Annotated in this window: 15 protein-coding genes and 1 pseudogene; 9 read left to right on the top strand and 7 right to left on the bottom strand. The window is 73.9% G+C overall.

Features of this window, described 5'->3' with window-relative positions; translation table 11 throughout:
- Window position 1 precedes the first annotated feature (1 nt).
- The 3 genes from BUS84_RS21740 to mycP are packed head-to-tail and all read right to left on the bottom strand — an operon-like array spanning window position 2 to window position 2,934.
- On the bottom strand, window positions 2-709 hold the full coding sequence (locus tag BUS84_RS21740) for a phosphatase PAP2 family protein (protein WP_074315150.1): 708 nt from the start codon (window positions 707-709) through the stop codon (window positions 2-4).
- A 37-nt stretch (window positions 710-746) separates the two neighbouring features.
- Window positions 747-1,538, bottom strand: coding sequence for a phosphatase PAP2 family protein (locus tag BUS84_RS21735; protein WP_074315148.1), 792 nt, complete (start codon window positions 1,536-1,538; stop codon window positions 747-749).
- Between the two features lie 55 nt (window positions 1,539-1,593).
- Window positions 1,594-2,934 carry a type VII secretion-associated serine protease mycosin gene (gene mycP / locus BUS84_RS21730; protein ID WP_074315147.1) on the bottom strand — a complete coding sequence of 447 codons (1,341 nt, stop codon included), beginning with the start codon at window positions 2,932-2,934 and terminating at the stop codon, window positions 1,594-1,596.
- A 227-nt stretch (window positions 2,935-3,161) separates the two neighbouring features.
- On the opposite strand from mycP, the pseudogene eccD reads away from it, so the two are divergent.
- A pseudogene (eccD, locus tag BUS84_RS21725) lies at window positions 3,162-4,594 on the top strand (type VII secretion integral membrane protein EccD).
- 31 nt (window positions 4,595-4,625) lie between these two features.
- Here the strand turns inward: eccD and BUS84_RS21720 are convergent.
- Entirely contained in the window at window positions 4,626-5,132 is a 507-nt protein-coding gene (locus BUS84_RS21720) for an inorganic diphosphatase (protein ID WP_030489937.1), read from the bottom strand.
- Window positions 5,133-5,744: 612 nt separating this feature from the next.
- Between BUS84_RS21720 and dacB the strand changes: the two genes are divergently transcribed.
- From dacB to tilS, 3 genes are all read left to right on the top strand, one after another.
- The gene (gene dacB, locus BUS84_RS21715; protein ID WP_342199554.1) at window positions 5,745-7,151 is read left to right on the top strand and encodes a D-alanyl-D-alanine carboxypeptidase/D-alanyl-D-alanine endopeptidase; all 1,407 of its coding nucleotides are present in this window, start codon (window positions 5,745-5,747) and stop codon (window positions 7,149-7,151) included.
- Window positions 7,152-7,243: 92 nt separating this feature from the next.
- On the top strand, window positions 7,244-8,314 hold the full coding sequence (locus BUS84_RS21710; protein WP_074318991.1) for a zinc-dependent metalloprotease: 1,071 nt from the start codon (window positions 7,244-7,246) through the stop codon (window positions 8,312-8,314).
- 10 nt (window positions 8,315-8,324) lie between these two features.
- Window positions 8,325-9,317 (top strand): tRNA lysidine(34) synthetase TilS, encoded by a 993-nt coding sequence (gene tilS / locus BUS84_RS21705; RefSeq protein WP_074315144.1) that lies wholly within the window; start codon window positions 8,325-8,327, stop codon window positions 9,315-9,317.
- A 34-nt stretch (window positions 9,318-9,351) separates the two neighbouring features.
- Here tilS and BUS84_RS21700 read toward each other — a convergent pair whose 3' ends face one another.
- Window positions 9,352-10,314 carry a GlxA family transcriptional regulator gene (locus tag BUS84_RS21700; RefSeq protein ID WP_074315141.1) on the bottom strand — a complete coding sequence of 321 codons (963 nt, stop codon included), beginning with the start codon at window positions 10,312-10,314 and terminating at the stop codon, window positions 9,352-9,354.
- Between the two features lie 150 nt (window positions 10,315-10,464).
- On the opposite strand from BUS84_RS21700, the gene BUS84_RS38685 reads away from it, so the two are divergent.
- From BUS84_RS38685 to folE, 4 genes are all read left to right on the top strand, one after another.
- Window positions 10,465-10,602 (top strand): hypothetical protein, encoded by a 138-nt coding sequence (locus BUS84_RS38685; RefSeq protein ID WP_167627077.1) that lies wholly within the window; start codon window positions 10,465-10,467, stop codon window positions 10,600-10,602.
- Window positions 10,603-10,702: 100 nt separating this feature from the next.
- Entirely contained in the window at window positions 10,703-11,278 is a 576-nt protein-coding gene (hpt, locus tag BUS84_RS21690) for a hypoxanthine phosphoribosyltransferase (protein WP_074315138.1), read from the top strand.
- A gap of 475 nt (window positions 11,279-11,753) precedes the next feature.
- A complete protein-coding gene (gene ftsH, locus BUS84_RS21685; RefSeq protein ID WP_074318990.1) occupies window positions 11,754-13,769 on the top strand; it encodes an ATP-dependent zinc metalloprotease FtsH in 2,016 nt (671 codons plus the stop codon).
- Between the two features lie 35 nt (window positions 13,770-13,804).
- Complete coding sequence (gene folE / locus BUS84_RS21680; protein WP_074315136.1) at window positions 13,805-14,470, top strand: GTP cyclohydrolase I FolE; 666 nt, start codon at window positions 13,805-13,807, stop codon at window positions 14,468-14,470.
- Window positions 14,471-14,592: 122 nt separating this feature from the next.
- Here folE and BUS84_RS21675 read toward each other — a convergent pair whose 3' ends face one another.
- Window positions 14,593-15,312 carry a hypothetical protein gene (locus tag BUS84_RS21675; RefSeq protein WP_074315133.1) on the bottom strand — a complete coding sequence of 240 codons (720 nt, stop codon included), beginning with the start codon at window positions 15,310-15,312 and terminating at the stop codon, window positions 14,593-14,595.
- Window positions 15,313-15,340: 28 nt separating this feature from the next.
- Window positions 15,341-17,902, bottom strand: coding sequence for an FtsK/SpoIIIE domain-containing protein (locus BUS84_RS21670; RefSeq protein ID WP_074315131.1), 2,562 nt, complete (start codon window positions 17,900-17,902; stop codon window positions 15,341-15,343).
- Window positions 17,903-18,097: 195 nt separating this feature from the next.
- On the opposite strand from BUS84_RS21670, the gene BUS84_RS21665 reads away from it, so the two are divergent.
- Window positions 18,098-18,655, top strand: a complete 558-nt coding sequence (locus BUS84_RS21665) for a hypothetical protein (RefSeq protein WP_074315129.1) — start codon at window positions 18,098-18,100, stop codon at window positions 18,653-18,655.
- Window position 18,656 lies beyond the last annotated feature (1 nt).

The following is an 18,656-nucleotide window of genomic DNA, read 5'->3' as shown; positions in this document are numbered from 1 at the left end:
CTCAGCTCCGGGCCGGTTCGGCGGGTCGCCCCGCCGTGGGCAGCTTCGCCCGCCCCCACCGCACCCCGCGGTCCAGCACGCTGCGCGCCATGATCGCGACGCAGGTGCCACCGTTGAGGAAGGACGCGACCACGTCGCTCGGGTGGTGCATCCCCCGGTACATCCGGGTCAGCGCCACGCCCAGCGGCACCACCAGCAGCAGCGTCCACCAGGCCACCTTCGCCCCGGTGCGCCGCGACCGCAGCGCCAGCAGCACGGCGATGCCGACGTAGAGCGCCACCGCCGCCGAGGTGTGCCCGGACGGGAAGCTGGACGTGGGTGGCGAGACGTCCATGTGCTCCACGGCCGGCCGGCGCCGGTCGATCGCCAGCGTGGTCAGCAGGAACACCAGCGCCTGGGCGGTCACTGCCGCGCACAGGAACAGCGGCTCCCGCCAGCGGCCCAGCCAGAGCCGCAGCGCCAGCGCCACCAGCACGGTGACCACGACGATCATCTGGGTGCTGGCCAGTGTGCTGAAGACCAGCGACACGTCGTTCCAGCCGCCGGTGCGGTCGGCCGCGAGTTCCCGGTTCACCGCGTCCTCCACGGTGAACGGCCAGGTCCGGGCGAACACCCGGGTGACCAGCACCCCGAGCAGCACCATGACGCCGAGCAGCAGGGACACCGGCAGCAGCACCCGCCGGACGATCTGGACCACAGTGTCGGACATGGGCCGGCCAGTACCCGGCCGACGCCTTCGGCACGCCTCAGGCCGCTCCGGGGTGCCGCTCGACCTCCGGCGCGACTCCTTCACGAGCGGGCTGGACCGGGCGCAGCCCGGTGTGCGCCCGCCAACTGGTGAACGCCGCCGTGGTCGCCGCGACCACCGCCGCACCCAGCAGCCAACCGCCCAGCACGTCACTGGCCCAGTGCACGCCGAGCGCCACCCGGCTCAGGCCGGTCAGCACAGCGACCAGCACTGCGGCGATCCAGAGTGCGACGCGCCACCGCCCCCGACCGGCGTACGGCAGGAACACCAGCAGCAGCACCCCGGCCGTCAGGGCGGCGTTCAGCGCGTGCCCGGAGGGGAACGCGTAGCCGGCGGCCCGGGCAACCGGGTCGAGCAGGTCCGGCCGGTCCCGGCCGACGAGCAGCTTGAGCAGCGGGCCGATCAACCCACCCACCACCATGGTGGTGGTCACCCACAGGGCCAGCCGGCGGGCTCCCCGGCGCAGCAGCCAGATCACAACGAGCAGAGCGAGGGCCCGCAGCGGCATCGGCGCGAACACCTCGGTCCAGATCCGCACCAGCGTGACCCAGGCCGGATGGTCGAGCGCATAGCCGTGCAGCGCGTCGGTGACCGTCGCGTCCAGCCGGTGCAGCGGCGCCCAGCCCCCGAGCACCAGCAGGGCGAGCAGTGCGAACGGCACCAGCACCAGGAACGCCGCCGTCGCGGCCAGGGTCAGCCGCAGGCCCAGCGAATGGTCCGGGTCGAGGCGGCGGCGCCGCCAGGACGGGTGGTGGGCGTGGGCGAGGGTGCGCGGGCCGGGCGTGCTCATGGGGAGGGTTCTACCCCACGTGCGATGCGCTGATCCCTCCCGGTGCCGGCAGGGATCAGCGGGCCCGCTGGCGAAACCGCCGCACCATCAGCGCCGCGCCGGTGACCAGGGCGACGAGGAGCGCTGCCCCGGTCCACAGCTGCTCCGGCGCCGAATCGGCCTGCGCGCCCGCCGCCCGGGCCGTCCACCGGGTCTGCTGCCGGGGTGCGGTGAGACCGAGCGGGTCGCTGCCGGCGCCGGTCACCGGGTCGTTGTCGGCGGAACCGGGGGCCGGGCCGAAGCCGACCACGCCCGGCGACGCCAGATCGTCCAACGGGTTGACGGTCACCGGCGGGACCTGTGCGGTCAGCGCGGCCACCGGATCCACCGCCCCGTACCCGAAGCGGTCGTCCCGCCCGGTCGGGCCGAGGTCGCGCGCGGTGGCCAGCAGCCGGTTGACCACCTCGCCGGCGGGCATCCGCGGGTAGCGGGAGCGGACCAGCGCGGCGGTGGCGGTCACCAGCGGTGCGGCGAAGCTGGTGCCCTGCACCCGCCAGTACCCGTCCGGGGATTTGGCGCCGACCAGCCCGGTGGCGGGTGCGGTCAGCACCGTCGCCCGCCCGGTGATCGAGCCGGACCAGAGGTTGTCGGTGTTGCGCTCCAGACCGGCGACGGCGATCACGCCCGGCTCGCGGGCCGGATACCATACCTTTGAGTTGCTGGAGGTGGCCACGTTGCCGGTGCAGGCGATGACCACCACGTCCCGGGCGAACGCGTAGTCCAGCGCCGCGGCCAGGGCGGGGCTGTCGCCGCTGCCGCCCAGCGACAGGTTGATCACGCTCGCGCCGTGGTCGACCGCCCAACGCACCCCCTGGGCGACGATCAGCGCGTCGTCGTAGCGGTTCTCGTCGTCGAGCACGCGCACCGGCAGGATCCGCGCGTCCGGCGCCAGGCCGACCACGCCCCGCTTGTCGTCCTTCCGACCGGCGATCAGGCCCGCGACAGTGGTGCCGTGCCCCACCGGATCCGGGTCGGCGCCGCCGTCCGGGCTCACCATGTCGACGCCGGACAGCACCTGGCCCACCAGGTCGGGATGGCTGGCATCCACTCCGGAGTCGACCACCGCGACGGTCACACCCCGCCCGGTCGAGCTGCGCCAGGCCGTCTCGGCGCGCAGCTCGTCGAGCTGCCACTGCTCGTCGCGGACCTGGTCGGTGCGGCTCACGCTGTCACCGGGGGCGAACGCCAGCGGCGCGCCGGCGAGCTGTCCGCCGGTGGCGGACGCGGCGACGGGCGTGGCGGCCGCGGCCGGGGCCACGACGGCGAGGACCGCCACCACACCGAGCAGCACCCGGCCGGTTGCCCGTCGGGCCGCTGCCGGACAGCTGTGCCGAACCCCAGTCACATCCTCAGCCATTCATCCCGACGGAACCATGACGATCGGAGATTACCGGTTTCCCCACCTGTCACGGGAGGAACTGGCGAGACGGGTCACGGCGGTGGCAGCTGAGCGAGCTGGACGAGGCGTACGCCCTCCCGCCGGGTGGCCTCCTGACTGCGCTGGGTAACCCGAGCCTGGCTCATGGTAGGTAAAGTCCTGTCGTCCGCGCAGCCTCCGATCCCCCTCGATATGGAGATCAGTCGATGACAAACGGGCTGGCCCGCGTCACCATCAGCGCGCCGCAACGGCGGGTGGACGTCGCCCTGTCGGAGCAGGTGCCCCTGGCCGAGCTGCTGCCCGACGTGCTCTGGCACGCCGGTGAGGGGCTGGCCGACGACGGCGAACGGCACGGCGGCTGGGTGCTGCGCCGCACCGACGGCGCGCTGCTGGCGACCGCTCAGGCGCTGCTGCCACAGGGGGTCCGCGACGGTGAGGTGCTGCACCTGGTGCCGGCCCGCGCCCACTGGCCCGAGCTCGAGTACGACGACGTGGTGGAGGCGATCGCCGACGGCGCGCGCCGCCGCGGCGGCGCCTGGTCGCCCACCGCCACCCGGACGGCCGGCCTGGCCGGTGCCGCGGTGCCGCTCGCCGTCGGGCTGCTCGCCCTGCTCGCCGGCGGTCCGGCGCACCGCGGTGGCTGGCTCGCGGCGGCCGTGGTGGCGGTGCTGCTCACGGTGGCCGGCACGGTCGCCTCCCGCGCCAACGGCGACGGCGCCGCCGGGGCGACGCTCGGTGGCTACGCCCAGCCGTACGCGTTCGTGGCGGGCGCCCTCGCGGTCGGCTCCGGCGACCCGGTCGGCCTGTTCGGGCCGGTGCGGTGGGTCGGCGCGCCCGAACTGCTGGCCGGTTCGGTGGCGCTCCTGCTGGTCACGCTGCTCGGGCTGCTCGGGCTGCTCGGGGTGGCCAGTCGGCTGCGGGTCTTCGTGGCCGGCGTCACGGTGGGGCTGGTCGGGGCCGGGGCGGCGCTCGGTGGTCTGCTGCTGGCTCCGGCTGGCACGGCGGCGGTGCTGCTGAGCACGTTGGTCTTCGCCGTGGGGGCGATCCCGCTGCTGGCCATCAGGTTGGGCAAGCTGCCGTTGCCGCCGATCACCCTGCCGGCCGCCACCCCCGCTGCGGAGCCGGAGCGGGCCCGGGACCTGCCGGACCGGAGCCGGGTGCACGCGGCGGTGACCCGCACCGAGGAGATGCTCACCGGGATGCTGCTCGGGCACGCGCTGCTGGCGGTGGCCGCGGCGGCGGTGCTCGGGGTGGCCGGCGGGACCGCCGGCCCGGTGCTGGTGGCGGTGACCTCGGCCGTGCTGCTGCTGCGGTCGCGGCTGTTCGTGGCGCTGCGGCACCGGGTGCCGACGGTGCTCGCCGGTCTGGCCGGCTACGCGGTGCTGGGCACGGTGCTGGTCGGCCGGGCCGACGACGCGGGGCGGCTGGCGCTGGTCCTCGGCGGGGCGGCGCTGGTCCTCGGCGGGGCGGCGCTGGCCCTGGTGGCCGTCGCGGCCGGCACCGGGTACGCCCGCCGGCCGGTCTCGCCGTACCTGGGCCGGATCGCGGACCTGACCGACACGCGCTGGTGGTCGCCGTGGTGCCGGTCGCCTGTGCGGTGCTCGACCTGTACGACGGGGCCCGGGGGCTGCTCGGTTGAGCGGCCCACGGGCCCGGCACGTCAGCGATCGTCAGTGGGCGGATTCGCCGCGCGCCTCGGCGTCGCGCGCCCGCTGGTAGGAGGCGTGGATCTCGGCCTCGGCCTCGGTACGGCCGACCCAGGTCGCGCCCTCCACCGACTTGCCGGGCTCCAGGTCCTTGTACACCTCGAAGAAGTGCTGGATCTCCAGCCGGTCGAACTCGCCCAGGTGGTGGATGTCGCGCAGGTGCTCCTGGCGGGGGTCCTCGTAGGGCACGCAGAGGACCTTGTCGTCGCCGCCCTTTTCGTCCGTCATCCGGAACATGCCGATGGTGCGGCAGCGGATCAGGCAGCCCGGGAAGGTCGGCTCGGGGACCAGCACCAGGGCGTCCAGCGGGTCGCCGTCCTCGCCCAGCGTGCCCTCAATGAACCCGTAGTCCGCCGGGTACTGGGTGGACGTGAAGAGGGTGCGGTCCAGCCGGATCCGGCCGGTCGCGTGGTCCACCTCGTACTTGTTCCGGTGACCCTTGGGGATCTCAACCGTCACGTCGAAATCCATCTGCACGCTCCCTCGTCTGCCCACGCTGGCTAACGGAAACCACTGGCTGCCCCCCGGACAGGCGAATGCCCACCCACCGACTCCGGCCGCCGCATAGTCTTCGGACCGAAGTAGTGTCACCCAAGCCGATTTTCGCTGGGGGAGGAGGGGGTCGTGGGGAGGGAAGATTCACACTACCGCCCGGACGGGGGCGCCGCGCGTGGTACCGGACGATCCGGCTCCGGTGGTGCCACCGGCAGGGTCCCGGTGCCCGACGCCCACCTCCCTCGGGCGGCAGAGCCGTCGCCTCCGGCGCCGGAGACGGTTCCCGAGCGTCCACCGCCGCTGCCGTGGCGCCCACCCGCGGGGTCGGCTCCCGTAGCCCCGAACACCGGTCGCTTCCCGACCCTCGACGGCAACCGGCCCACGAGCGCCCCACCGGGCGGGAGCGCCGCGATCCCGACCAGCCCGGCCCGCCCGCCGTCCGGCGACGAGTCGACCATCCCGATCCCGACCGGCGCCCCACCGCTGGGTCCGCCGATCTCCGCGCTGCCCGCGTCCGCCGGCGCCGCGTCGCCCCCCGCGCCCACCGGCGCCGAACCACTCCCCGCGCCCGCCGCGCCGCGCCGCCGGCTGCCGGTCGTGCTTGCCCTGGTGCTGCTGCTGGTGCTCGCCGGCGTCGGGGTCGGCGTGACCCGGCCCGGTCCGGTCGCCGGCTGGCTGGGCGACGACGCCGGGCCCGCGTCGACCGCAGCCGGCGCGACCGCCGAGCCCGACCCGTCGGACGTGCTGGCCGGACCGGACCCGAACGCCCCCCTGCCCAGCCCTGACGGGGTACGCGCCGCGCTGGACCCACTGGTCGGGGTGGCCGACCTGGGTGACCGGGTGAACGTCTCGGTGGCCGACGTGACCTCCGGCCACACGTTGTTCGCCAAGGGGGCGGACGACGGGACGGTGCCCGCCTCGGTGACCAAACTGGCGACGGCGGTGACCGTGCTGGCCGCGCGTGGTCCCGGCTACCGGATCCCCACCCGGGCGGTGGCCGGTGCCAAGCCCGGCGAGGTGGTGATCGTCGGTGGGGGCGACCCCACCCTCGCGGTCGACAAGAAGGGCTACTACCCGGGCGCGGCGCGCCTCGACGACCTGGCCGCCCAGGTGCGCACCGCGCTCGGCGGCGTCGCCCCGACCAGCGTCATCGTCGACGGCTCGATCTACTCCGGTCCGGTCTACGGCCCGGGTTGGGACGACGACATCCCCACCGGCGGGTCTGGTGGGGCGGTGACCGCGTTGATGGCCGACGGGGCGCGCAGGGACCCGGGCGTCGGGCAGGGCTCCGCGGAGCGGGTCACCGAGCCCGACCTGGCCGCCGGCCGTTCGTTCGCGCGGCTGCTCGGCGTGCCGGCCGCCGCCGTCAAGCGCGGCACGGCCCCGGCCGCCGCCGCCGGTGGCGCGACCCCGGCGGCAGGCACCGAGCTGGGCGTGGTGCAGTCACCGCCGCTGATCCGGCTGGTCGACGTCATGATCAGCGAGAGCGACAATCTGCTGGCCGAGGCGCTGGCACGGCAGGTCGCGCTGGCCCGCAACCAGCCGGCCTCGTTCGACGGGGCCGCCGCCGCGATGGACGCGGAGGTGGCCGAGCTGGGCCTGCCCGCCGACGAGATCGCCCTCTCCGACGGCAGCGGGCTGTCCCGCCGCAACCGGATCAGCCCGTCCCTGCTGACCGACCTGGTCCGGCTGGCCGCCAGCCCCGACCATCCGGAGCTGGCGGGCGTCTTCGGTGGCCTGCCGGTGGGCGGATGGTCGGGCACCCTCAACGAGCGCTACCGCGACGCCCCCGGCACGGGTGCCGGGGCGGGCACCGTGCGGGCCAAGACCGGCACGCTGACCGGTGTGCACGCCATTGCGGGCCTGGTCACCACGGCCGACGGCCGGCTGCTCACCTTCGCGGTGCTCACCGACCAGGTGCCCGGCGGGAGGGAAGAAGCCCAACCGGCACTGGACCGCATCGCCGCCGCGCTGGCCAGCTGCGGCTGCCGCTGACCGTCGCCGGTCCGGGGTCTCCTCGGCGGTGGACGCCGCGAGCGCCGACGCGAGCCCGGGCCATGGTGTTGCGGCGCGGGTACGGTGGGTCCATGGCGCAGTTCGTGGACTGGGATCTGGCCGCCGCCACCGCGGGGGCGTTGAGCAAGTCGGGCCCCCGGGTGTCGTACACCGAGGCCACCGACGTGGTCGGCGACCTGCGGCGGCTGACCGACGAGGCAGCCGGGCACGTGGCCGACTACACGGGGCTGCGGGCGCAGGTGGCGCACCCGCCGGTGCGGGTGGTCGACCGCCGGGACTGGGCCGCCGCCAACATCGCCGGGCTGCGTGAGGTGATCACCCCCTTGGTCAGCCGGCTCTCCGGCGACAAGCGGCCCGGTGCGCTGACCGAGGCGATCGGGTCCCGGCTGACCGGGGTGCAGGCCGGCACCGTGCTGGCCTACCTGTCCGGCCGGGTGCTCGGCCAGTACGAGGTCTTCTCCGCCGACCCGGGTCAGCTGCTGCTGGTCGCGCCGAACATCGTCGAGGTGGAGCGCAAGCTCGGCGCCGACCCGCGGGACTTCCGGCTCTGGGTGTGCCTGCACGAGGTCACCCATCGGACGCAGTTCACCGCGGTGCCGTGGATGCGGGCCTACTTCCTGAGCGAGGTGCAGGCGTTCGTGGACGCCTCGTCCAGCGGCGGCGAGCACCTGCTCGAGCGGCTGCGGCGTGGGGTGGCCACCCTGTCCGACGCGGTCCGCGACCCGGAGAGCCGGACCAGCGTGCTGGACATCGTGCAGACCCCGGCGCAGCGGGCGGTGCTGGACCGGCTCACCGCGCTGATGACCCTGCTGGAGGGGCACGCCGAGTTCGTCATGGACGGAGTCGGCCCGCAGGTGATCCCGAGCGTGGAGCGGATCCGGGCGTCGTTCAACCGACGGCGCGAAGCGGGCAACCCGCTGGAGAAGGCGATCCGCCGGCTGCTCGGGGTGGACGTCAAGATGCGCCAGTACGCCGAGGGGCGCAAGTTCGTGCACGGCGTGGTCGAGCGGGTCGGCATGGACGGGTTCAACTCGATCTTCAACTCGCCGCTCACCCTGCCCCGGCTCTCCGAGCTGGGCGATCCGGACGCCTGGGTGGCCCGGGTGCACGGCCCGGCCGGCACCCTCCCCGCCGCCGGCTGACCGTCCGCCGGTGGCCGCACTCGCTCCGCCGGTGGCCGCGATCCGGGTGGCGGTCCGCCGCGCGCTGACCGGTCTGCCGTCCGGTGGGCCGGTGCTGGTCGCCTGCTCTGGCGGCGCCGACTCGCTCGCCCTGGCGGCGGCCACCGCGTTCGTGGCGCCCCGGCTGGGTCGGGTCGTCGGCCTGGTGACCGTCGACCACGGCCTGCAGGCCGGCTCGGCGCAGCGCGCCGAGGCGGTGGCCGCCTGGGCCCGGGAGGCCGGGTTCACCCCGGCGACGGTGGTCCGGGTGGAGGTGGCCGGGCGGCCGGGTGGACCTGAAGCGGCCGCCCGGGAGGCCCGCTACCAGGCGTTGACCGAGGTCGCCGGGCAGCTCGGCGCCGTCGCGGTGCTCACCGGGCACACCCGTGACGACCAGGCGGAGACCGTGCTGCTCGCGCTCGCCCGGGGTGCCGGCCCGCGCGGGCTGGCCGGGATGCCGGCCCGGCGGGAGCTGTCCGGGGTGCCGCTGCTGCGCCCGCTGCTGGAGATCGGTCGGGAGCAGACCCGCGCCGCGTGTGAGGTGCTCGGGTTGAGCCCGTGGCAGGACCCACACAACACCGACCCGTCGTACGCCCGCTCCCGGGTGCGGGCGGACGTGCTGCCGGCGCTGGTACGGGCGCTCGGGCCGGGCGTACTGGACAATCTGGCGCGTACCGCCCGGTTGGTGGCGGCCGACAACGCCGCCCTCGACGAGGTGGCGCAGGCGGCGCTGGCGGCGGCCCGGCATCCCGGGGGCGGGCTCCGGGTGCCGGAACTGGTCGGTCTGGCCCCCGCCGTACGCGGCCGGGTGCTGCATGCGTGGGCGCGCGAGCTGGGCGCCCCGCCGGGCGCCCTGTCGTACCGGCACGTCGCCGCGCTGGACGCCCTGGTCACCGGGTGGCACGGTCAGGGCCCGACCGACCTTCCCGGTGGTGTCCGGGTGCTCCGCCGCGCCGACCGGCTGGCGCCGGTGGGCCCCACCTGATCGGCCGTGCGGGTGTGCATCGGGTCGGCTGGTCTCAGCCGCTGTACGCCCGGTCGCGGAAGGTGGTCCGGTAGCTGTGCGGGGTGGCGCCGACCCGGCGACTGAAATGGTGGCGCAGCGCCGCCGCGTCGCTGAAGCCGGCCTGGTCGGCGACCGCCTCCACGCTCAACGGGGTCTCCTCCAGCAGCCGTCGGGCGAGTAGCACACGCTGGTTGGTGAGCCAGTCGTGCGGGGTGGTGCCGGTTTCGGCCCGGAACCGGCGCGCGAACGTACGCGGTGCCATGCCGGCCCTGGCGGCCAGCTCCTCCACCGTGATCGTCCGGTCCAGGTGTCCCATCAGCCACTCCAGCACCGGCTCCAGGGTGGGCGCCTCGGGCGCCTTCGGGATCGGCGCCTCGACGTACTGCGACTGGCCGCCGTCGCGGTGCGGCGGGACCACCATCCGCCGGGCCAGCCGGGTCGCGGTGGCCGAGCCGTGCTCCTGGCGGACCAGGTGCAGGCAGGCGTCGATGCCGGCCGCCGTGCCGGCACTGGTGAGCAGCCGACCGTCGTGGACGTACAGCGAGTTGCAGCGCACCCGGGCGCGCGGGTACCGGCGTTGCAGCTCGTCGACGTAGCGCCAGTGGGTGGTGCACTCCCGGTCGTCCAGCAGCCCGGCCGCGCCGAGCAGGAAGGCGCCGGAGCAGACGCTGAACAGGTGCGCGCCGCGCGCGTCGGCCCGGCGCAGCGCGTCGAGCACCGGGCCGGGAACGGTGGTGCCCTGATTGTGCGCGGGCACGGCCACCAGGTCGGCGTCCTCCACCGGGCCGAGGTCGGCGTGCGGGGTGAGGTGGAAGCCGGACGAGGTGCGCACGGGTGCGCCGTCCGGGCTGCACACGCGGAAGCGGTAACCGGGGAAACCGTCGGCCGTCCGGTCGGTGCCGAAGACCTCGGCGAGCACGCCGAGCTCGAAGGGTGCGACCTGGTCGAGGGCGAGGACGGCCACGGAGCGAAGCATGTGACGAGGGTAACCCGAGAGGTGGCAGTAAATCGATGCCCAGTGGCATCACTGCCACTGTCCGAGCGGCGCGAGTCGTCGCAGACTGGTCTCAGTCCGGTGCGCACCGGCGGCGAAACCGACAGCAACCATGCGAAAGCGAGCGCCGCCATGGAGTTCCTACTCTTCCTCCTGTTCCTGATCCTTCTCGCCGCCGCCTCGTCGGCCGGCCTCACCGCGGACAGCCACGATTCGGCCGACTGGAAGCCCAGCGACGACGGCCGCCGCTGGCGGTCCCGTACCAGCTGATGTATTTGGTAGCTTTTGCGGCGAAAATCCCAGGCGGGACCGCGCCAAAAGGTGCGGCCCCGCCGACGGAGGCCATCCGACGTACGGCAGGCTAGGAGTCATGGCTGACGGCTCCTGGTACGACGCCGACATCGACCACGTGATCATCTCCGAGGCGCAGATCCGCGAGAAGACGGCGGAACTGGCCAAACAGGTCTCCGCCGACTACGCCCACGTGGGCGACGGACTGCTGCTGGTCTGCGTGCTCAAGGGCGCGGTGATGTTCATGGCGGACTTCGCCCGGGCGTTGGGCCGCAACGGCCCCCCGGCCGAGCTCGACTTCATGGCCATCTCCTCCTACGGCCAGGGCACCACCTCCTCCGGGGTGGTCCGCATCCTCAAGGACCTCGACCGGGACATCGCCGGCCGGCACGTGGTGGTCGTCGAGGACATCGTCGACTCCGGGCTGACGCTCTCCTGGCTGCTGCGCTACCTGGAGTCCCGCTCCGCAGCGAGCGTCGAGGTGGTCGCGCTGTTCCGCAAGCCGGACGCGGTCCGGGTGCCGGTCCCGGTCAAGTACGTCGGCTTCGACATCCCGACCGAGTTCGTCGTCGGGTACGGCCTGGACTTCGGTGAGCGCTACCGGGAGCTGCCGTACGTCGGGGTGCTCAAGCCCGAGGTCTACGCCCGGTCCTGAGGCCGGCCGGAGCCATCGCCGCCGGTCCGGCGGCTGCGTGAGGTCAACTCGCATCGGCATTCGTCAAGCCGACGTTCAGCGCGCTCTCAGCTGTTCCGGCTACCGTGGAGTCCGGTGGCGCGGAGGCTACTCCGCGCCCGACCCCCTCGATCGCGTGACCGGGCGTTCGGGTGGTCGGGCCGGACTCTCCGCCACGCCGGCTTCTGCCCGGACCCGCCGTACGTTTCGGTGAGGGCTGGCGAGCCTGCCCACGGTGCGCGCCGTCGATGGCGAAGGTGTGCCGAGTGCGGGGCTCGCAAGCTCACTCCTCGCGTGCACGGTGTACCGTCGAATGACCGCGGCGCGGCAGTTTTCGCGTCTCGGGGTCGAGGCCGGCCCGCACGGCGGCTCCGGCCGCCGCACAACCGCGGCGACACCATCAGACGGTCAGGACGTCGATCAGGAGGATGCGGGCGCTCCGGCGCTCGACAACAGTATGGAACGTACGCGTTTCTTCCGCCGACCGGTGGTCTGGATCATCCTGGTCATCCTCGGCGCCGTTGTGCTCAGTCAGCTGTTCACCGCTGGTCCCAGCTACCACCGCGTGGACACTTCCGTTGCGCTCGACCAGCTCCACACCGCCAAGATCAATAAGGTCGTCTTCCAGGACAAGGAGCAGACGCTCCAGCTGGACCTGGCCCAGAAGACGAAGTTCGGCGAGACCACCACCAACAAGATCGAGGCCCAGTTCCCGTACCAGGTTGGGGACCAGGTCTGGAACGAGGTGCTGGACGCCAAAGCGAACAACCGGGTCACCGGCCCGGCCGACGCCAAGGTCTCGTCGGACAGCATCTGGGTGAGCCTGCTGGTCAACCTGCTGCCGATCGCGCTGCTCGTGCTCCTGCTGCTGTTCTTCATGTCGCAGATGCAGGGCGGCGGCTCCCGGGTGCTCAACTTCGGCAAGTCCAAGGCGAAGATGATCACCAAGGACACTCCGAAGACGACCTTCGCGGACGTCGCGGGTGCCGAGGAGGCCGTCGAGGAGCTGTACGAAATCAAGGACTTCCTGCAGAACCCGGCGAAGTACCAGGCCCTGGGCGCCAAGATCCCGAAGGGCGTGCTGCTGTTCGGCCCGCCCGGCACCGGCAAGACCCTGCTGGCCCGCGCGGTCGCCGGCGAGGCCGGGGTGCCGTTCTACTCGATCTCCGGCTCCGACTTCGTCGAGATGTTCGTCGGTGTCGGCGCCAGCCGGGTCCGTGACCTGTTCGAGCAGGCCAAGACGAACGCCCCGGCGATCGTCTTCGTCGACGAGATCGACGCCGTCGGCCGGCACCGTGGCGCCGGCATGGGTGGCGGTCACGACGAGCGCGAGCAGACGCTCAACCAGCTGCTCGTCGAGATGGACGGCTTCGACACCAAGGGCGGCGTGATCCTGATCGCGGCCACCAACCGGCCGGACATCCTCGACCCCGCGCTGCTGCGCCCGGGCCGGTTCGACCGGCAGATCCCGGTGGACGCCCCCGACATGGAGGGCCGCAAGGCCATCCTGCGGGTGCACGCCAAGGGCAAGCCGTTCACGCCCGACGTCGACCTCGACGCCGTGGCCCGGCGTACCCCTGGCTTCAGCGGCGCCGACCTGGCCAACGTGATCAACGAGTCGGCCCTGCTCACCGCCCGCAAGGAACAGCGGGCGATCACCAACGACTCGCTCGAAGAGTCGATCGACCGGGTGGTCGCCGGTCCGCAGCGGCGGACCCGGGTGATGAGTGACCAGGAAAAGAAGATCACCGCGTACCACGAGGGTGGGCACGCGCTAGTCGCCTGGGCGCTGCCGCACGCCGCGCCGGTGCACAAGGTGACGATCCTGTCCCGTGGCCGCTCGCTGGGCCACACCCTGGTGCTGCCGACCGAGGACAAGTACACCCAGACGCGCGCCGAAATGATCGACACCCTGGCGTACGCGCTGGGCGGTCGGGCCGCCGAGGAGCTGGTCTTCCACGAGCCCACCACCGGAGCCGGCAACGACATCGAGAAGGCCACGCAGCTGGCCCGCGCGATGATCACCCAGTACGGCATGAGCTCCAAGCTCGGTGCGATCAAGTACGGCACCAGCGGGGACGAGCCGTTCCTCGGCCGCAACATGGGCCACGAGCGGGACTACTCGGACTCGGTGGCTGCCGAGATCGACGGCGAGATGCGGGCGCTGGTCGAGCTGGCGCACGACGAGGCCTGGGAGATCCTGGTCGAGTACCGGGACGTCCTGGACAACATCGTGCTCGAGCTGATGGAGAAGGAAACCCTCTCCACCGCCGACATGGCCCGGATCTGCGCGCGGGTGGTCAAGCGCCCGCCGCTGGCTCCGTACAACGGCTTCGGCAAGCGCCAGCCCTCCACCGAGCCGCCCGTGCTCACCCCAGCGGAGAAGGACGCGCTCAAGGCGCAGGCCCAGGCCGACGGCGCGCAGGCGTCGGTCGGCGGCGCCTCGTCCAACAACTCGGACGGCACGCACTGAGCAGCGACCCGACGGCCAGCTCCCCTCACCGGGAGCTGGCCGTCTCCGCGACCGAGCCCGACGGCGACGACGGGCTGGACTACGTGGCCGCACGGCTGATCAGCGGCAAGCTGACCGGCCGCCCGGTCGAGGACGCGATCGACCTGGGTCGGATCGAGAAGGCGGTCCGGGAGATCCTGATCGCGGTCGGGGAGGACCCGGACCGCGACGGGCTCCAGCAGACGCCGGCCCGGGTCGCCCGGGCGTACGCCGAGCTCTTCGCCGGCCTGCGGGTCGACCCGGCCCAGGTGCTCAGCACCACCTTCGAGGCCAACCACGAAGAGCTGGTGATCGTCCGGGACATCGACGTGATGAGCCTCTGCGAGCATCACCTGCTGCCGTTCCGCGGCAGCGCGCACATCGGCTACATCCCCGGCCCGGACGGACGGATCACCGGCCTGTCCAAGCTGGCCCGGCTGGTCGAGGTCTTCGCCCGCCGGCCGCAGGTGCAGGAGCGGCTCACCTCGCAGGTCGCCGATCTGCTGATGAGCAAACTCGCCCCGCGGGGCGTCGTCGTCGTGCTGGATTGCGAGCACATGTGCATGGCGATGCGCGGCATCCAGAAGTCGGGTGCCAGGACCATCACGTCGGCCGTGCGCGGCACCCTGCAGCACGACCCAAAGTCGCGGGCCGAGGCGATGGCGCTGATCATCCCCCGCTGACACCCGGACGCGTTATCGGCCGGCCGACCCACCCCGGGCGGCCGGCTGTTGCGTCTCCGGGGCTCGCCGTACCCCGGCCGATCCATCCGCCGACCTGCCCGGCTCCTGATCGGTGCGGTCGGTCAGCCGGCCAGCAGGGCCAGCAACAGGCCGGCCGTCACCAGCACCGCCGGCACCAGGCAGACCAGCGCACCGAAGCGCACCGTACGGTCCAGCCGCTCGCCGGGGCCGGCGCGGAACGCCCGACCGATGCCCACCCAGCCAGCGACGAAGGCGACCGCCGGCATCGGCAGCCCGCAGATCAACGCCGCCACACTGGCCGGGCCCGTTCCGGTCGCCCCGAACACCACGACCTGGATCAGCGGCACCAGCAGCGCCAGGGGCCCGTACACCAGGATGTTGCGTCCCCGCGCCGGCCAGGACCCCGGGCGGAACCGACCACCCGCGGCCAGCGCCGCCTCGGCCGCCTCGGCCCACCCCCGCGCGGCCCGCAGCGCCGCCAGCACGGCCGCGGGGCCGCCCGCCATCGACCGGGCCGCCTCGGTCAGCTCCGGCGGGGACGGCACCAGCGAGATCGCCGGTACGCCCAGCTCACGCAGCCGCTCCTGCTGGCTCGCCAGCCCGGTGCGGACCACCGTCAGCTCCTCCCGGGCGGCCTCCGCCGACCGGGCCTGCTCACCGGCGGCGGCCGCCGCGCTACGGCGTACCCCGTCCAGCTGACGGGCCGCGGCGAGATACTCCGACCAGGCCGTGGTGGGCTCGGCGCCCGCCGGCGCGACGTCCCCGTCCGGGTCGGCGGCCCGCTGCCGTCCCGGCCCGGTCACCGTCGCGTTCGAACCCATCCCGACACCCCCCGCGCGCACCGCCGGATCACCCGGCCTCGTCGGCGAACGGCACCAGGACCGTGCCCCGCTCGTCCGGTCCGTCCCAGAGCACCGCCCGGTCGGGACGGGCCCGCCACTCCACCGGCCGACCGAAGACCGCGGCGAGCTGGGCGGCCGGCACGTCCAGCACGGCCACGGCTGCGAGCTTGTCCACCTCGCCCTCCGGCTCCAGCAACGCGGCGAACGGTGGCACCGCCCGCCACCAGCCCAGCAGGTGCCGACCCGACGGCGGCCCGTCCCGCATCAGCGCGCGCAGCCGGTCCACCGGCAGCTCACGGGGCCCCGGCCGGTCCAAGCCGAAGACGACCAGGTAGGTAGGCAGCTCCCCGTCCGTGTCCGCGAGCAGCGTCGGCAGGTCCACCATGGTGGCCGGATGGCGGACGGCCAGCTCGGCCGCCAACGCCTCCGCCAGCGGCCGGGAACCCGGGTCCGGTGCCGCCACCAGGAACCGGGCGGTGCCCGGCGAGTGGTGATCCGCCGTGCTGCGCGCCGCCGTCGCCAGCAGCCCGCCGGCCGCCGGGCCGGATCCCAGCACCGCGAGGTTGCGCCCCGCCACCGGCCCCAGCGGTACGGCGACCGTCGAGCGGGCCACGTCCACCGCCCGGCCGAGCAGAGCGGCCGGCCCGTGCGCCTGGCCGGCCAACGCCGCCCGGTGTCGCGGATCGTTGCCCAGCGACGGACGGGCATACCCAGCGAACACCACCGGCGGCACCGACCCCGCCGGGCGTGCCGTCCACAGCTCGTGCCGCAGCCGATCCACCACCTCCGGGTGGTCCTGCGGATCCGGGTGACGGATCAGCCGCTCGTGACCTCGGATCGCGCCCCGGGGGCCGCCGAGCCCGCCAGCGGTGTTCACCACCGCGCTGCCCACCGGAAGGCCGGCGGCTGAATCGTTGGTCGGTTCCAGCACCGGGCCGCCACCCGGCAGCGCCACCCGCACCGGGAACTGGCCGAGCACCGAATCCCGATGCCCGGTGTCCGCCCGGCCACTCAGCCCCAGCTCGCCCGCGCCGGCCAGCACCAGGTGCACGCCGTACGCCCGGCCGGCGCGGGCCAGCCCGTCCAGCTGGGCGGCCACCTCGGCGGCCAGCCGGTCCCGCTCGGCGAAGATCAGCGGCAGATTGTCCAGCACGCACACGATCCGGGGCAGCGGCCGGTGCTGGCGCAGCTCCGCGAAGCGTTGCCCACCGGCGCGCCCGCCGGCCTCGGCCCGGCGCTGCACCTCGACCGTCAACTGATCGAGCAGGTCCCGGACGTACTCCCGGTCGGCGGCCATCGCGGCCGCCCGCACCTGCGGGACCCAGGACCGGTCCCGCTCGGTCTGGAGGAACTCCACGAAGGACTCGCCGTCGCCCAGATCCACCAGGTAGAGCGCCAGGTCGTCCGGGCCGTACCGGGCCGCGAGCCCGAGCAGCGCGGTGGTCAGGAACGCCGCGCGGCCCGCACCGGATCGGCCGCTGACCAGCCAGTGCGGGGTCAGCTCGGTGAACCCCAGCGGCACTGGGCGACCCCCGGCGTCACCGACCGTGGTGGTCAACCCCTCCGCGGGATCCGACTCCCACAGCCGCTCACCCGTTGCCGGCAGCAGATCCGCCAGGGCCAACCGGGAACCCGCCTCCACCTGCGCGGCGAGCCGCCGGCAGACCGCGTCGACCAGGTCGGCCGGCGGGTCCGCCTCGACGAAGACCGGCGAGTTCAGCCCGCCCGGCGGGTCGGCGCCAGGGCTGGCGAAGGACGCCCCCGGCGGGTCACCGAGCAGCGCGTACGCGTTGCGCAGCACCAGCGGGGTGGCGCGCGGCAGTGGTCCACGGGCCGCATACGGGCCGGCGGGCGGCCAGCCGGCCACCACCAGGTGCAGCCCGGCCGCCGGCCCCTGCTCGGCCAACGCCTCGATCCGTGCCAGGTCGGTCGGGCCGGTCAACTCCGGCAGCGCGGCGACCACCAGCAGCAGCGTCCGGTCATGCCGGCGTCGTCCGCTCGCCCCCGGCGTGACCCACTGCTCCGCCTCGGTCAGCACCGCGCGCAGACCTGCCACGTCAACCGCCGGTGGCGGCAACAGGCCAGCGTCCGCCAGCGCCCCGAACGGGGTGAGGACGCTCGCCCTGGCGTCCACCGCGCGTACCAGCAGGGCACCCGCCGGTGCCGCCGCCAGCGACCGCAGCAGCACAGCCCGAAGCAACCCAGCCACCCGAGGTTCCCGGGCGTCGGCGTCCACACTCAGGTGCCCGGTGCCCACCAGCGGCACCAGCGCGGGAAAGCGGGCGTCGTCCAACGGCGCCGCGGTGCCGACCCGCACGAAGGGCGGCGGGCCGTCGCCAGCCGGCGAGTCCACGGTGAGCGAGTCCAGGGCGGCCCCCGACCATCCCGCGGCCAGCCGCGCGGCGACCGCCCGCAACCGGTCGGCCACCTCGTACTGGCGGCGCTGATCGGCGGGAGCCGGCCGGGTCTCGTCGAGGATGCCGGCCGCGGCGGTCGCGACGGCCGCAGCCCGACGGTGCAGGGCTGCGGCGCGGTTCGTGCGTGCCTTCGGACCGGCCACCGCGTCCACCCCCTCTGCCCGAGGTTGGCAACCCCTCCCTGAGCAGAGACGGTATCCCAGCCGGGGCCGCTCCTCCGGGAGGTGCCACGGCGCTGCGCCGGTGTTGTCGGGGATGTCACCGGTGGGGAGGGGTCCGTCACGATCCGCTGGACTTGAGGCATTGGCTCCGGGGCGTCCAGCCGTTAGCTTCAGGAGGTGGAATCAGTGCAGCCCCCCGCCGGTTCCCAGGTCTCCCGCGTACCGGCCCAGCGGACGCCGTCCGAGCAGCTGCCGCCGGCCCCGGCCGCGCCAGCGCCGCAGCGGCCACGCCGCCGGGCGCGGACCGTGCTGACGGTGGTCGGGGGCGTGCTCGCCCTGCTGTTGGTGAGCGGGATCATCGCAGGGGTGGTGCTTTACAACCGGGCTGCCGCCCCGGACCGCAGCGCGCCCGATGTGGTCGTTGACAACTATTTGCGGGCGTTGCTCGTAGATCGGAACGACACGAGAGCTGATCTCTTCACCTGTAAGGCCGGTACAGAGTTGGAGGCGCTTCGATCGCTACGGACTGACTTGGTTGCACGCGAGCAGCAACTCGGAGTCACCATCTTGGTCAGTTGGGGCAGCCTCGACGTCAGCAGGCAGGGTAATGCTGCTTCGGTTGTGACGGGCATTCGACGCAGCGCCACTGTCGATGGAGTCCAGCAGAGCGTGACTGACAGGTGGCAGTTCGATGTCAAACAGCAGGAAGGCTGGCGTGTCTGTGGTGGAGCCAAGCTAGGTTAAC

This window comes from Micromonospora cremea (assembly GCF_900143515.1).
GTDB classification, from domain to species: domain Bacteria; phylum Actinomycetota; class Actinomycetes; order Mycobacteriales; family Micromonosporaceae; genus Micromonospora; species Micromonospora cremea.
Note: the sequence above shows the minus strand (reverse complement) of the source record. Positions and strands in the feature narration are given on the sequence as shown.